Origin of the sequence: Lutibacter sp. (assembly GCF_041596795.1) — a bacterium.
Taxonomy (GTDB): Bacteria; Bacteroidota; Bacteroidia; order Flavobacteriales; family Flavobacteriaceae; genus Lutibacter.
Genome location: NZ_JBFHHX010000018.1, coordinates 1 through 14471, shown reverse-complemented (window position 1 = coordinate 14471; position 14471 = coordinate 1). Strand labels below are relative to the sequence as shown.

Genomic DNA, 14471 nt, shown 5'->3' with positions numbered 1-14471 from the left:
ACACCATATGAAAATAACTTGCGTAATTATAGATGATGAACCAATGGCAGTTAATTTGGTAAAAAGCTATGTTAATAAAACACCCTTTTTAAATTTAAAAGGTGCATTTAACAGTGCAATAGCTGCTATGGATTTTTTACAAAATGAACCTGTGGATTTATTATTTTTAGATATTCAAATGCCAGATTTAACAGGATTAGAATTTTCTAAAATGATTCCAAAACAAACACGAATTATTTTTACTACAGCTTTTGATCAATATGCACTTGATGGTTTTAAAGTTGAAGCTTTAGATTATTTATTAAAACCATTTGACTATTCAGAGTTTTTAATTGCTGCCACTAAAGCAAACGAGTGGTTTAAATTAGTTAAAAACAAAAAGGAAACTACCCTAAACACAAACAAAGAATTTTTATTTGTAAAATCTGGCTACAAGCAATTACGAATTAAATTAAATGATGTTCTATATTTTGAAGGATTAAAAGATTACATTAAAATTTGGCTTAAAAATGAACCTAAACCTATTTTAACTTTAATGAGTTTAAAAACATTACAAGAAGAACTTCCAGAAAGCGATTTTTTACGTGTACATCGATCATTTATAGTTTCATTAAATAATATTGAAGAAATAGAACGAAGTCAGATAATAATTAACAAACAGCGTATTACAATATCTGATCAATACAAAGAAAAATTTTTAGAATTTGTAAATAAAAACTCGTTTAACAACTAATAAATACTAGTGATTTTCTACTAATTTTAATTAAATAACATAGTTAATCTATTCTCTTATATTTTATTTTGAATTGGAACTTTCGTCAAAATAATTAAAAAAAATCACTAAAACTTTAACTAAAGTTCCAAATCTACCTAACTACAAATTTCTAACCTTTTTAGTTTGTTAAATGTTTTTATATATTTAAAATATATAAAATCTGCCTATCTGTAGATAGAATATGACCAATATTCTATTTCCATTTTTTTTCATTTAAAATAAAAATAACTTTAAACTATTAATACAAATTAAAGTCTAAGTATTAATTAAAAAAGTAAGTTTAACTAATAAAAATTAAAAAATTATGAGAACATTTATAAAAGTATATCTATTGCCAATGTTATTTTTGGTAGCTATTACAACTCAGGTTTCGGCACAAACACGTAGAACTACAACAACTGAGAAAACAACAAGTACAACAACCAGAAAAAGCGCTGTTAGCAAAAGAATACCAAGCTCTAAAGTAACTTATAAAACTCCACAAAAAAAAGTAGTTGCTGTTAGAAACGTACCAAACAGATCTGTAATTAACTATAAAGGTCAAAATTTCTATTACGCAAATAATAAATATTACACACAATCTAGAGGTAGCTATATTGTTATTGCGCCAAAAGTAGGATTCAGAATTAAAGTATTACCAGCTAACTATAGAAGAGTACGTTTTAATAACTATGATTATTACAATGCTCAAGGTATATTTTATATTCAAATTAATAATGAATATGAGGTTGTAGACCCTGAAATAGGAACTATTGTTTATGAATTACCATATGATTATGAAAAAGTAATTATAGATGGACAATCATATTACGAGTATGCAAATATTTTATACGAAAAGGTTCAGGTTGATGGAGTTAGAGCTTATGAAGTAGTTGGCATTATTGATATGGAATAAAATAAAAAAATTAATTGTTTGGTTAATTTTTCATATAAATTAAAGAGAATAGTTTTTATAATTATTCTCTTTTTTAGTTTTTTATATATAATTTAACTTGTTTTAAAAAATAAATTTAAAGAGATACTATAGTAATACCAATTAATAAATACAAATTGATATTATTCCTTGTAAAAGAGAGTTATCTTTGCAAAAAAATATTTTATGCCAAAACAGTTTTCAGATTTAGGAATTAATAAAGAATTACAACAAAGCTTAGCCAATTTACAAATTTTTGTACCTACGGATATTCAAGAGAAGACCATTCCAATTGTTCTAAATCAAAAAGAAGATATTGTAGTTTTAGCAAAAACAGGCTCAGGAAAAACGGCAGCATTTGGATTGCCATTAATACAATTAATTGATACTGAAAATACAGATATTCAAGGATTAATACTAGCTCCAACACGAGAGTTAGGACAACAGATTTATAATAATTTAGTGTCGTTTACTGGAGATAATCAAAACATTACAATTGTATCTTTATGTGGAGGAACGCCTGTTAAACCACAAATAGAAAGCTTAAAATCTGTAAATCATTTGGTAGTTGCAACTCCTGGTCGTTTATTAGATTTAATAAAACGAGATGCTATAAATATTAAAAACATACAGTATTTAGTTTTGGATGAAGCGGATGAAATGGTAAGCGCTTTAAAAGAAGAAGTTGATGAAATTATTAAAATAATTCCGAAAACTAGAAGAACTTTATTATTTACCGCAACTATGCCAGGAACCATAAAGCAATTGGTTCAAAACTATATGTCTAAAAAAATTGTACATATAGATACAGATATGGAAACTGTTGGTCATCAAGGTATTGATCATCAATATGTGGTTGTAGAGCCAATAGAAAAATTAGAAGTTTTATTACATTTTTTAAATACAAAAGAGGGCGAAAGAGGTATTATTTTTTGTAAAACAAAAGCAGCTGTAAATAAATTAGCAAAAAATTTAGCTATCAATAAATTTTCATCGGGTGCTATTCACGGAAGTTTAACACAAGGTATTCGTGACCGTATTATGGGGCAATTTAGAGAAGGGCATATAGATATTTTAGTTGCAACCGATTTAGCTGCGCGTGGTATTGATGTAAAAGAAATCTCATACGTTGTAAATTATCATTTACCAGATACGTTTGATACCTATGTGCATAGAAGTGGAAGAACAGCTAGAGCAGGAGCAAAAGGATTTTCTTTAACCGTTTTGCAACAAGAAGAAGTAAATGATATTGCCGATTTTGAAAAAGAATTAGGCATTGTTTTTAAAAAATACAAAAAAGCAGACGCACAAAGTATTGAAGAAAATAATGGTTTGTTATGGGCTAAAAAAATATTTAAAACCAAACCAAATCGTGAAGTTTCAGAAGATTTTAAGGCGAAAATAAAAACCATTTTCCATCATTTAACAAAAGAGGAATTGGTAGATAAAATATTGGCTAATTATTTAGCACAAACCAACACAACAACCTCAAAACCAGAAGAAGTTTCAAAAAAAAGAAAGTAATAAAATGGCAAATGAAATAAAAAATCAACAAGATATTTTAGAAAAATTAAATATTACTGCTTTAAATCCAATGCAAGAGGAAGCAATTTCTGTAATTGATTCAACAGTAAATACCATTTTATTATCTCCAACAGGAACAGGGAAAACATTGGCTTTTTTACTCCCATTATTAAAAGTTTTAGATCCTGAATCTCAAGAAATTCAAGCATTAATATTGGTTCCATCTAGAGAATTAGCTATTCAAATTGAACAAGTGGTTCGTTCTATGGGTTCTGGCTATAAAGTAAATGCTGTGTATGGTGGAAGATCAATGGCTAAAGATAAAATTGAAATTAAACATATTCCAGCAATTTTAATAGGAACACCTGGTAGAATTTCAGATCATTTTAACAACAATCGCTTTTCAAAAGCACACATAAAAACTCTTATTTTAGATGAGTTTGATAAGTCTTTAGAAGATGGATTTGAAGAAGAAATGAAAGATATTATCAGTCAACTTACTAATTTAAATAAGCGTATTTTAACATCTGCAACACAAGGAGTTAGCATCCCTAAATTTGTACGATTAGATAAACCCAAAACTATTAATTATTTAAAGGAAAAAGTAGCGTCACAATTAGCTATTAAAACTGTGGTTTCTCCAACAGCCAATAAGCTAAATACATTATTAAATTTAATACAACATTTAGGAAATGAATCTGGAATTATCTTTTGTAATTTAAGAGATAGTATAGATGAAGTGAGTGATTTCTTGTATCAGAATAAAATTAGCCACGCTTGTTTTTCTGGTGGAATGGAGCAAAAAGATAGAGAACGTGGTTTAATTAAATTTAGAAATGGAACTTGTCAGCTTTTAATTGCAACGGATTTAGCTGCAAGAGGAATAGATATTCCAGAAATGAAATTTATTATTCATTATGAATTACCACGACTTGAAGAAGAATTTATTCATAGAAATGGTAGAACTGCTAGAGTAAATGAAAAAGGAACTGCTTATATATTAAAATGGAAAAATGACCAATTACCTGAATTTATTGATAATGTAAAAGGCATAAATATTTCTGAAAAAGCACCACAGAAACCACAGTATTGGGAAACTTTATTTGTTTCTGGTGGAAGAAAAGATAAAATTTCTAAAGCGGATATTGTAGGTTTATTTATAAAACAAGGCGGACTTAAAAATGAACAATTAGGCGTTATTGAGTTAAAACCAGATTGTGCATTTGTTGCAGTACCATTAACTTTAGCCAATAATTTGGTTGAAGAATTAAACAATACCCGATTGAAAAAGAAAAAAGTACGTGTAACTATTTTATAGAACAAAGTCATTTACATAAAAAGTTATTTAAATAACTGTCTTATATACAACTAATTAAGCCATTACTTCTGCTTTCTTTATTTTTCTGTAAAGAAATGAATTGAAGATATTTCTTCTTCCAAAATTACTTAAAGATTTACTGTTTATAAATTTTAAATACAACTGACGGTTTACACCAAAATATTCGTACGTAGTACCATCTGTAAAATTTACCTCTAATAACATGCTTTTATGATGGAAATCTACAATTTTTGATTCGGTAATGGTTGTAGTATATTCTTCTAAGTTTGTTTCTCTGGTTTGCGGAGCAATGCTTATTAAAAAATGATAAGCATCAATAATTTTTAAACTAACTTCACTAGCTTCTAATTTTTTCTCTTCGTCTTGAAATTTATCTGGATGCCATTCTTTTACTAATGCTCTGTAAGTAGATTTTATTTCTTTTAGATCAATAGCGCCTTCAATTTTAAAAAGCTTTTTTGATTCGTTTATACGTTTCATATTCCGTGTTTTCGATTTTCGTGCAAATGTAGTTATATTATTTTCATAAGAATATTACACTTCTATTTTTAAACTTAATCAGCAAACAAGCTTTAAAACACTATACAAAACACGAAAGATTTCATTAAAAGCAATGAAATCTACATTTTATAAGGTGATTTATACAATTTATGTAAATTGAGTTTTTTAAGTAAAAAAAAAAAAAATCAACTTTTAAACAGCATTTAAGCTAAACAACTAAACTAACTATTCATTATTTTCTAAAAATTCAATAACATCTAACATAGAAGAGAAAATGTTGTCGGCAATAGAAAATTTAGGATCTGTTTTGTCTTCTGGAATTACAAATGTTGTCATAGAAGCTGATTTGGCAGAAATTAAACCTGTTACACTATCTTCAAGTACCAAACAATTTATAGGGTTTACATTAAATTTTGATGCGGCTTTCAAATAAATAGCAGGATGCGGTTTTCCATATTCCTCATCATCAGCAGTACATACTACTTTAAAATAATTAGCAATAGAAAGGCGGTTAAAAACTGCATTAATTATAGGTAAACTTGATGAGGTTGCCAAAGCTATATTAAAATTATTTTTTGATAAATAAGCTAAAAGCTCATATAAACCTTGCTTTGCTTTACCTTTAGTAGTAATTAAATTAACTACAGAATTTATAATTATCTTTTCCAATTCTTTTGGATTGATAGGAAGATTGTGCAATTCACACCAAATAAATGCAATATAATCAATTCTTCTACCCATAGTATATTTAATACAGTCGTTTTCAGTAATAGCAACATTAAAACTAGCGAGTATTTCAATTTGAGCCTGTCTCCAAAATGGCTCAGAATCAATAATAACGCCGTCCATATCAAATATAAAAGTGTTTTTTTGCATAATTAAATATTAATAAAATAGTTGTTTTTGTACATTTTTTCGTAAACATCTTTACTAAACATATAAAGTTTAGATGGTTTTTTAGTTACCCCAACTTGTTTTTCATCAAGAGCAATTAAATATTTTTTGGCAATCATTTTTCTTCTAAAGTTTCTATTGTCAATTTCAATATCTAAAATAGATTCAAAAATATCTTGTAATTCATTAAAAGTAAATTTATCTGGTAACATTTCAAAAACAATAGGTTTATACATCGCTTTTGATTTTAAATCGGCATACGCTTGATTTATAATATCTAAATGGTCAAATCCTAATTCTGGTAAGTTATTTATAGGAAACCATTGTGCGTTGTGCTTATTTTCTTTTAAATTAACTTCATACGTTTGCAGTAAAAAATAATATGCTACGGTTATTGTTCTTAAATTAAAATTTTCATGTTTTGCCCAAATAATATCTTTTTCATTCATTAATCTATAAGGACTTCCAAACGATTTAAATTGTTTTTTATAAAGATTATCTAAACCGGTAAGTTCTTTTAAAACTCTGGTTGCAGTTTCATCTAGTTTTTCAGTTTCATACATGTGATAACCCGTTAAAACAAAATCATCTACTAAAAACTCATCGGTTTCTTCATCTTTTAACTGTCGTTTAATCAAAAGAACATTTAAAGATTTTGTTGCTGCATCAAATCCAAAAACTACACAGTCAACAGACACATTGGGGATTATTTTAGGCTTCATAATTATTTTTTAATATTATAAATGTATTTTAAACATTAATTATTAATACAATAGTAAGTTTTGTTTTGGTAAAATGAAACTAAACCTAATAATTTACACAAACGTCATACTGACATTTTATTTATTTCTTTATAATTTTTACTTAAAAAACTGATAAATGTCAATTAAGTTAAATAAAATGCTAATATATAACATATTTTCGTAAATAAATTTGAATAATAATATTTTTTTTCAATACATTTGGCGAACAAACGTCATTAAGACGTTATATTACGAAATCGTTTTATTAAATATTTAATCTTTTCTTATGAAAAACTTTATATACACAATAAAAAAAATTGAAAATAAAAAATTAACACTAAATATAAAGTTTGCTAAAACCGCGGTAAAGAGAATTACAGTATTTATACTATTTGTATTAAACCTAGGTTTTATAACTGCTCAAGAAAATGACGTAGATTTATATAAAGCCTTTAATGCATCGGCACATATAAAAAACATGCACATTTGGCACGGTTCTGTAGTGCATCCAGGAGCAATTTTTGCAACCAGTTTAGAATATAATTCGCGTAATTCAAAATTTACAGCAGGATTATGGGGTGGAGCAGGTTTATCAAGTGTAGATGTTGTACATAACATTACCGGAGAAAGTGTAAATGCTAATTATAAAGAACTATCTATTTATGCAGTATATCGTTTTTCAAATAATTTCTTTATTGAAGCTGTTTCTCATAATAATTACACAGGAGTTGAAGAAAGAGGTGATAAATTACGCTATTGGAGTTATGATAAAACTCAGGGATACAATTTTGTTGATTTAAATTTTGGAGTGAATGTATCTAAAAACACATCATTATATTTAGCTACAATTTTAGGTGGAGGTTCCGGAGATTATGAAGTTCAAAGTAACGGAGATTTAGAAAATTCTTATACTCATTATTTAGAATTAAAAAGTAGGGTATGGGAAAAAGATGATAATAAACTATCTCTTTTTATTGGAGGCGCTTGGTCCTTTATTACCAATAAAACTTTTTATACAGAAAACAAAGGCAATATTATTAATGTAGGAGCCAGTTTAAATAAAAATATAAACTTAGGAGCAATTAAAATTCCAGCTGAAGTTACAGCTATGTGGAATCCAGAGCAACAAAAAGCAGTATTACAGTTAGATATTACCATTTTTTAATAAAAACAATTAAATTTTTAATAATGAAAGTTAAAAATAACAAAACCTTTTAACCAATTTTTTTTAAACCAAAATGCTCGTTATCATATAAACTTACAATAACAGCACATTTCAAAAATATATAATATGGATACAACCAATAATTTTCAACAGTTCCAAAACGTAGAGGAGGAGCAATTACCAGTAGCAAAACATAAATTACATAATTGGACTCATTTTGCAGGTCTATATGCTGCTGAGCATGTTGCCGCTACCGAGTTTGTTATTGGAGCCACATTTGTTGCTTTAGGAGCAACAACCAAAGACATTTTATTAGGTTTATTAATAGGTAATATTTTAGCTGTTTTAAGTTGGACACTTATTACATCTCCAATTGCTGTTGATACCAGATTAAGTTTATATACCTATCTTAATAAAATTGCTGGTGACTCTATGACCAAACTTTACAATTGGGCCAATGTTGTTATTTTTACAGTAATTTCTGCAGCAATGATTACTGTATCATCAACAGCTGTTAGATTTGCCTTTAATATACCAGCGCAGCTAGATTGGTATCCAACCAATTTATGGTTTATACTTATTGTATTATGTGTTGGTATTGTAGTGGTTTCCATAGCTATTTATGGTTTTAATGCGGTTACAAATTTCTCTGGAATTTGTGCTCCATGGTTATTTGTAATGTTTACGTGTGGTGCATTTGTACTTTTACCTGCTTTATCACTAGAAGTTTTAGGAAAACCAATACCAGAAGGATGGCGTGATTTTATATCGCTAGGAGATCAATCTATTTGGACAGGTATTAATAGTGATGGAAAACCAGGAATTGGACTTACAGAAGTTATTGGTTTTGCCTGGGCTGCAAATACTATTACGCATTTTGGTCTTATTGATATGGCTTTACTTCGTTTTGCAAAAAAGAAATCTTACGGATTAGCCACAAGTACAGGAATGATGTTTGGTCATTATGTAGCTTGGATTTCTGCCGGAATTATGGGAGCAGGCGCTGCAATTATTATAGGAAAACCTATTGTAGAACTTGACCCTGGAGATGTTGCTTATTATGCGTTAGGTTGGTCTGGATTTGTAATTGTAATTGTAGCAGGTTGGACAACTGCAGTTGCTAATCTTTATAGAGCAGGATTGGCTGCGCAAGCTATTTTCTCTACTCAATCTCGTAAAAAAACTACCTTAATGGTTGGTTTAGTAACTATGATTGTTGCGTGTTTTCCTTTTGTATTTTCTCAAATACTTCCATTGCTTACATACGCTGGATTATTAGTAGTGCCAGTAGGAGCCATTGTTTTTGCAGAACATCAAATTTTTCCTAGAATAGGTTTTACACGTTATTGGTCGCATTACCGTCAATTAACATTTAGTACTCCTGCAATTGCTTCTTGGGCATTAGGCCTAGTGTTTGGGTTTGGTTTAAATGCATTAAACGTAATGTCTTTCTTTTACTTATTTATTCCAACTTGGATATTTACCATAATAGTTTATACTTTTTTAGCAAGTCGTTATGGCGCTAAAAATAAATACCCAGAAGAAGAAGAAAAGGAAAAATTACGAACTGAAAATATTGAAAAGTTTCAAGAACAACAATTAGAACAAGAAATAGTTGTAATAGAAGATACATCTGTATTTACTAAGATACTACGAATTATCTCTTTACTTGCATTGCTAATTACTATAATACTAGCATGTATTGTTTTATTTGGATCTTCAAATGAAACCATTTACATAGAAAATCGTGAAATGTTTTACACATATGCATTTATCTGCACCTTAACATACTTTATAACAGCAAATTGGGCACTTAAACGTGCAAAATCATAAAAATCTATACATCATGGAAAATAATATTAAAATTAATCAAAAAAATTTGGCAGAAATTGCCAACAGAATTACTTGTCCTACCTATAACAGAAGCGCTATTAAAACTGGCATTGTACACGTTGGTATTGGCGGTTTTCATAGAGCACATGAGGCTTTTTATACAGATGAATTATTACAAAACGAATCTAATACAGATTGGGGAATTTGCGGTGTTGCTCTGTTAGATTTTGATACAAAAATTTACAACACACTTAAAGAACAAGATGGTTTATATACATTAATTGTAAAAGAATTAGATGGTACTTTAACTAAAAGAGTTATTGGTTCTATTGTTGAATATTTATTTGCACCAGAAAACCCGGTAAAAGTAATTGAAAAAATGGCAAGTACCGATGTTAAAATTATAACATTAACTATTACTGAAGGTGGTTATAATTATAGCGAAGCAATAGGAGGATTTGATTTTGACAATCCATTAATTCAACATGACTTAGAAAATTCTCAAGCGCCAAAAACTATTTTTGGATATTTAACTCAAGCTTTAAAATTACGTCAAGAAAGAGGTTTACAAGGTGTAACAATTCAATCATGTGATAATATACAAGGTAATGGTCATATGACTAAAAAAATGCTGTTAAGTTATGTTCAAAAAGCAGCGCCACAATTGGTTTCTTGGATAGAAAAAAATGTATCATTCCCAAATAGTATGGTAGATAGAATTACACCTGCAACATCACCTATAGATATTTCAAATTTATTAAAAACATCTGGAATAGACGATGCTTGGCCAGTAGTTTGTGAACCATTTAAACAATGGGTAATTGAAGATGATTTTATTGCAGGAAGACCAGCCTGGGAAAATGTAGGAGCTCAATTTGTTGAAGATGTAGTACCTTTTGAATTAATGAAACTTGGTTTATTAAATGCAGGACATTCTGTATTGGGTATTTTAGGAGATTTAATTGGATATGCTACTATAGATGAATCTGTTAACAATAAAGAAGTAAGAGCATTTTTAACTAATTATATGAATATTGAAGTGACTCCAATTTTAGAAGGTTTAGAAGGAGTTGATTTAGATGCTTACAAACAATCACTATTGCAACGATTTGGAAATATTTATATTAAAGATCAAATAGATAGAATCTGTTCAGAGAGCTCTGCTAAATTCCCAATATTTATTTTACCAACTGTAAATGCACAGTTAAAAAGAAATGGTTCTGTTGAATTTGCATCATTTGTTGTAGCTGCTTGGGCAATTTACAGCTTAGGAAAAAATGAAAATGGACAACCATTACTTATTAAAGATGCTATGAAAGCTATTTTAAACGAAAAAGCAATAGCAGCTCAAGAAAATCCGGCATTATTTTTAGAAATAGCTACAGTTTTTGGAAAACTTAAAGATTCTGAAAAATTTGTAAATGCTTATACAAAAGCATACAAAAACATTGTTAAATATGGTGTAGAAAAATGTATAGCAGACATTAATAGCGCCATTTAAAAAAGTAAAAAAATGAAAAATATAGTTTGTTTTGGTGAGGTTTTATGGGATGTTTTTCCAAATCATAAAAAAATAGGAGGAGCACCTTTAAACGTTGCTTTAAGATTACAATCTTTAGAAAATAATGTTTCTATTATTACAAGAATAGGAGATGATTCCGAAGGAATGGAAATAAAGGAGTTTATTAAAGAACGTGGTGTACAGATAGAAAACATTCAAATTGATTCGAAATTAAAAACCGGAGAAGTAAAGGTAACGTTAAATGAAAAAGGCTCAGCATCTTATAAAATAAATTTTCCTAGAGCTTGGGATACTATTAAATTTACAGAAAGCGCTAAAGAAATTACTAAAAAGGCAGATGCATTTATTTTTGGAAGTTTAATTGCCAGAAATGATGTTTCTAGGGAAACTTTACACCAATTATTACAATTTGCAAACTATAAAATTTTTGATGTAAACCTAAGAGAGCCATATTACACAAAGGAAACCATTAACTATTTTATGAATAAAGCTGATTTTATTAAATTTAATGATGATGAAATTTTTGAAATAGCAAAATCATTAAATTTCAATTCTGATTCCTTAGAAGAAAATATCAAGTTTATTGCAGAGGAAACAAACACAAAATCTATTTGCGTAACCAAAGGTAAACACGGTGCTATTTTATATTATAACAATACATTTTATTATAATGCTGGTTATAAAATTGTAGTTGCAGATACTGTTGGTGCCGGTGATTCTTTTTTAGCATCATTAATAAATAAATTATTAAAAGGTGCAAATCCGCAAGAAGCAATAGATTTTGCCTGTGCAGTTGGAGCCATTGTTGCAAGTTGTGAAGGTGCAAATCCAGAAATTAAAAAAGTAGATATTGACAAATTTCTAGCGGCTAAACAATCATAAATTGTATACCAAATTAAAAAACCTGACAGAAGATGATAAAATTAAATTACCAAATTCTGTCAGGTTTATAAATAAAATCTAAAGAATATTATTCTTTAATTTCTACTATTTCAACATCAAAAGTTAATTCGTGACCAGCTAATGGATGATTCCCATCAATAATCACAGTTTCTTCTTTAACTTCAACTATTACCAAATTTCTTTCCTGCCCATCTTCACTTCTAGAGACTAGTCCCATTCCAACTTCTGGAGCCATATCTTGAGGAAGCTGACTTTTTTGAACTTCCTGAATTAGTTCTTGGTAAGGATCACCATAGGCTTCCTCTTTTACAACGGTAATTGTTTTTTTCTCATTTAATTTCATATCTATGAGTCCTTTTTCAAAACCAGGAATCAATTGTCCTTGTCCTAAAGTAAACTCTATAGGTTCTTTACCTACTGAACTATCAAAAATTTGACCATTTGATAATTTTCCAGTGTAATGCACCTTTACCGTGTTGTTCTCTTTAACTTGAATCATAAAATTACTCTTTAATTTTTAAAATACATTTTGCATAACTTTTACGCGCTGTGTATTTAAATATATTTTTAAAGTTTTTAATGTGCCAAAACCAAGCCAAACCACGGAAAAATATTCAAAAAAAGATTCGTTTTATAAAAAAAATGTAAAAAAAAGACGTTTCATACGTTTATTTATGGTAGCTGCATACTTTTTAAATAAAATAAATTTTTTATTAATTCTTTAATTTAAAATCGGTAATTCTGTCAGTTATCCATATAAATATTTCGATAAAATGTCTGTAAAATTGGTTGTAGAAAAATATTTCTTGATTTCAATCTCTACAAATTAAAAGAAGTTGAGCTAAATAAATGTAAAATGGATTAATGAAATAATTACTTTTTTTAACAACTAATTACTTTTTATATCTATAGTATTTAACAACCAAAACGCTTCCATTTTATTGCTTTCAGTATTAGAATCTATAATTTTTAATAATAGATTTTTATACTCCTCAGAATTATATTTTTTAGCCAATTCAGAAATTATTGGAATTAACTCCGAAAAATCAATATCTTTTAATATACTGTAATCCCACTGTTTACCATTCACTACCGAAACTAAATAATTAAGTGCTAAAAATAAACTTTTATTGGTATCAGATTTATATTGCCACATATCTATACCAACTTTTTCACCTAAAATTGCAATATTTGTTAAGGCTTGCAAATTAAAACAACTATAAAAAAATGATCTAGATCTGGCAAGTTCATGAATTTGTCCACCTTCATCATTTAGCATTTCATTTAAACTTATTTCTGCTAATTTTACGGTGCTTTTCACTAAAGCTGTATCTCCAACATACAAGGCTAAACCAGCCACTTGAAATTTATACCAAGAGCCATGATTATTTTCTTGTTTACTACCTTTAATCCCTAAATCGCTAGTTGTTAACCAATTTAAATAATCTGTAAACCATTTTTTAGCTTTTGTTTGGTAATTTTTATTCCAATACTTAGAAATTGAAAGTAAATTTATAGCATCGGGAACATACATTACAATAACACGACCATCTAAAATACCTGACGGCCTTTTATTGTTATTTCCAGGAACACTTTGTGCATATTCTAAATGCGGATTCATACGTGTAGCTTCATTTAAAAACCACGTATCAATCATACTTATTGCTTTTTCAGCATATTTTTCGTTATTAGTAAAATAATATGCTAAACTTAAATTCCAAACTCCTTTTGCCATTAAGCTTAATCGTGGTCTATCAACAGCATCGGTTTGTGTATCCGGATTTGTTTTTCCATCGTGGCGTACCCAAGGTAAACCATCTTTTGTTTCAGTATTTGGCCACCAATACCTACTTATACTTAAATAATCGTGCTTATTTTGTGTTGGAGGTAGTATAGTTTTATCTACAACTGTTGGATTGCTGATTTTTAGTAAATTATCTGCATCTTTTAGTAATTTTTTATAAGCGGCTAAGGTTTCTTTTGATGCGGTACCATTCTCAATCATTATTTTAGTTTTTGCCAAACTAAGCGAATCTAAATGTATAAACGGATTTGAAACTGCTTTTACATTAACAAAACACATTAAACTGAACATTACAGAAATGGTTATTTTTTTCATTTTAAAATTTTATGATTTTAATAATGGCTCTAAAACAGTCCAAACATTTTTTGCTAGTATTTTTTGACCTTCAACCGTTGGGTGAATGCCATCAGCCTGATTTAACTCAGCAATTCCACCTACATCTTTTAATAAAAAAGGAATTAAATAAAGCTTATTTTTTGTAGCTAATTCAGGAAATATAGTTTTAAACTCTGTAGTATAATCTTCTCCCATATTTGGAGGTAATTGCATTCCGGC

At 28.5% G+C, this 14471-nt stretch carries 13 protein-coding genes and 1 pseudogene; 8 read left to right on the top strand and 6 right to left on the bottom strand.

Annotation, left to right across the window (positions count from 1 at the left end; genetic code table 11):
* The first annotated feature begins 7 nt into the window (after positions 1–7).
* The 4 genes from ABY298_RS03875 to ABY298_RS03860 all read left to right on the top strand — a co-directional run bounded on the left by ABY298_RS03875 (position 8) and on the right by ABY298_RS03860 (position 4530).
* Positions 8–733, top strand: a complete 726-nt coding sequence (locus ABY298_RS03875; RefSeq protein WP_372744688.1) for a LytR/AlgR family response regulator transcription factor — start codon at positions 8–10, stop codon at positions 731–733.
* Positions 734–1079: 346 nt separating this feature from the next.
* The gene (locus ABY298_RS03870) at positions 1080–1670 is read left to right on the top strand and encodes a DUF6515 family protein (RefSeq protein WP_372744687.1); all 591 of its coding nucleotides are present in this window, start codon (positions 1080–1082) and stop codon (positions 1668–1670) included.
* 204 nt (positions 1671–1874) lie between these two features.
* Positions 1875–3212 carry a DEAD/DEAH box helicase gene (locus ABY298_RS03865; RefSeq protein ID WP_372744686.1) on the top strand — a complete coding sequence of 446 codons (1338 nt, stop codon included), beginning with the start codon at positions 1875–1877 and terminating at the stop codon, positions 3210–3212.
* Positions 3213–3216: 4 nt separating this feature from the next.
* On the top strand, positions 3217–4530 hold the full coding sequence (locus ABY298_RS03860) for a DEAD/DEAH box helicase (protein WP_372744685.1): 1314 nt from the start codon (positions 3217–3219) through the stop codon (positions 4528–4530).
* Positions 4531–4584: 54 nt separating this feature from the next.
* On the opposite strand, the gene ABY298_RS03855 is transcribed toward ABY298_RS03860, so the two are convergent.
* From ABY298_RS03855 to ABY298_RS03845, 3 genes are all read right to left on the bottom strand, one after another.
* On the bottom strand, positions 4585–5031 hold the full coding sequence (locus ABY298_RS03855) for a KTSC domain-containing protein (protein ID WP_372744684.1): 447 nt from the start codon (positions 5029–5031) through the stop codon (positions 4585–4587).
* A gap of 246 nt (positions 5032–5277) precedes the next feature.
* Positions 5278–5928, bottom strand: a complete 651-nt coding sequence (gene hxpB, locus ABY298_RS03850) for a hexitol phosphatase HxpB (protein ID WP_372744683.1) — start codon at positions 5926–5928, stop codon at positions 5278–5280.
* 2 nt (positions 5929–5930) lie between these two features.
* Positions 5931–6668 carry an NUDIX domain-containing protein gene (locus ABY298_RS03845; protein WP_372744682.1) on the bottom strand — a complete coding sequence of 246 codons (738 nt, stop codon included), beginning with the start codon at positions 6666–6668 and terminating at the stop codon, positions 5931–5933.
* A 307-nt stretch (positions 6669–6975) separates the two neighbouring features.
* Here ABY298_RS03845 and ABY298_RS03840 point away from each other — a divergent pair, with 307 nt between their 5' ends.
* The 4 genes from ABY298_RS03840 (at position 6976) to ABY298_RS03825 (ending at position 12091) form a co-directional block, all read left to right on the top strand.
* Positions 6976–7854: a hypothetical protein gene (locus ABY298_RS03840; protein WP_372744681.1), complete on the top strand. Its 879-nt coding sequence runs from the start codon at positions 6976–6978 to the stop codon at positions 7852–7854.
* A gap of 126 nt (positions 7855–7980) precedes the next feature.
* The gene (locus tag ABY298_RS03835; RefSeq protein WP_372744680.1) at positions 7981–9687 is read left to right on the top strand and encodes a cytosine permease; all 1707 of its coding nucleotides are present in this window, start codon (positions 7981–7983) and stop codon (positions 9685–9687) included.
* A 13-nt stretch (positions 9688–9700) separates the two neighbouring features.
* Complete coding sequence (locus ABY298_RS03830) at positions 9701–11188, top strand: mannitol dehydrogenase family protein (protein WP_372744679.1); 1488 nt, start codon at positions 9701–9703, stop codon at positions 11186–11188.
* A 12-nt stretch (positions 11189–11200) separates the two neighbouring features.
* Positions 11201–12091, top strand: coding sequence for a carbohydrate kinase (locus ABY298_RS03825; RefSeq protein WP_372744678.1), 891 nt, complete (start codon positions 11201–11203; stop codon positions 12089–12091).
* Between the two features lie 88 nt (positions 12092–12179).
* On the opposite strand, the gene ABY298_RS03820 is transcribed toward ABY298_RS03825, so the two are convergent.
* From ABY298_RS03820 to ABY298_RS03810, 3 genes and pseudogenes are all read right to left on the bottom strand, one after another.
* Positions 12180–12611 carry a peptidylprolyl isomerase gene (locus ABY298_RS03820; protein ID WP_372744677.1) on the bottom strand — a complete coding sequence of 144 codons (432 nt, stop codon included), beginning with the start codon at positions 12609–12611 and terminating at the stop codon, positions 12180–12182.
* A 390-nt stretch (positions 12612–13001) separates the two neighbouring features.
* On the bottom strand, positions 13002–14231 hold the full coding sequence (locus tag ABY298_RS03815) for an alginate lyase family protein (protein WP_372744676.1): 1230 nt from the start codon (positions 14229–14231) through the stop codon (positions 13002–13004).
* A 9-nt stretch (positions 14232–14240) separates the two neighbouring features.
* Positions 14241–14471, bottom strand: a pseudogene (locus ABY298_RS03810) (arylesterase); the annotation flags it as partial.

Bases quoted from the DNA above. Each gene is read 5' to 3' on its own strand.
- ABY298_RS03815 (WP_372744676.1), bottom strand. From the start codon at position 14,231: ATGAAAAAAATAACCATTTCTGTAATGTTCAGTTTAATGTGTTTTGTT.
- ABY298_RS03875 (WP_372744688.1), top strand. From the start codon at position 8: ATGAAAATAACTTGCGTAATTATAGATGATGAACCAATGGCAGTTAAT.
- hxpB (WP_372744683.1), bottom strand. From the start codon at position 5,928: ATGCAAAAAAACACTTTTATATTTGATATGGACGGCGTTATTATTGAT.
- ABY298_RS03840 (WP_372744681.1), top strand. From the start codon at position 6,976: ATGAAAAACTTTATATACACAATAAAAAAAATTGAAAATAAAAAATTA.
- ABY298_RS03855 (WP_372744684.1), bottom strand. From the start codon at position 5,031: ATGAAACGTATAAACGAATCAAAAAAGCTTTTTAAAATTGAAGGCGCT.
- ABY298_RS03845 (WP_372744682.1), bottom strand. From the start codon at position 6,668: ATGAAGCCTAAAATAATCCCCAATGTGTCTGTTGACTGTGTAGTTTTT.
- ABY298_RS03865 (WP_372744686.1), top strand. From the start codon at position 1,875: ATGCCAAAACAGTTTTCAGATTTAGGAATTAATAAAGAATTACAACAA.
- ABY298_RS03820 (WP_372744677.1), bottom strand. From the start codon at position 12,611: ATGATTCAAGTTAAAGAGAACAACACGGTAAAGGTGCATTACACTGGA.
- ABY298_RS03860 (WP_372744685.1), top strand. From the start codon at position 3,217: ATGGCAAATGAAATAAAAAATCAACAAGATATTTTAGAAAAATTAAAT.
- ABY298_RS03830 (WP_372744679.1), top strand. From the start codon at position 9,701: ATGGAAAATAATATTAAAATTAATCAAAAAAATTTGGCAGAAATTGCC.
- ABY298_RS03870 (WP_372744687.1), top strand. From the start codon at position 1,080: ATGAGAACATTTATAAAAGTATATCTATTGCCAATGTTATTTTTGGTA.
- ABY298_RS03835 (WP_372744680.1), top strand. From the start codon at position 7,981: ATGGATACAACCAATAATTTTCAACAGTTCCAAAACGTAGAGGAGGAG.
- ABY298_RS03825 (WP_372744678.1), top strand. From the start codon at position 11,201: ATGAAAAATATAGTTTGTTTTGGTGAGGTTTTATGGGATGTTTTTCCA.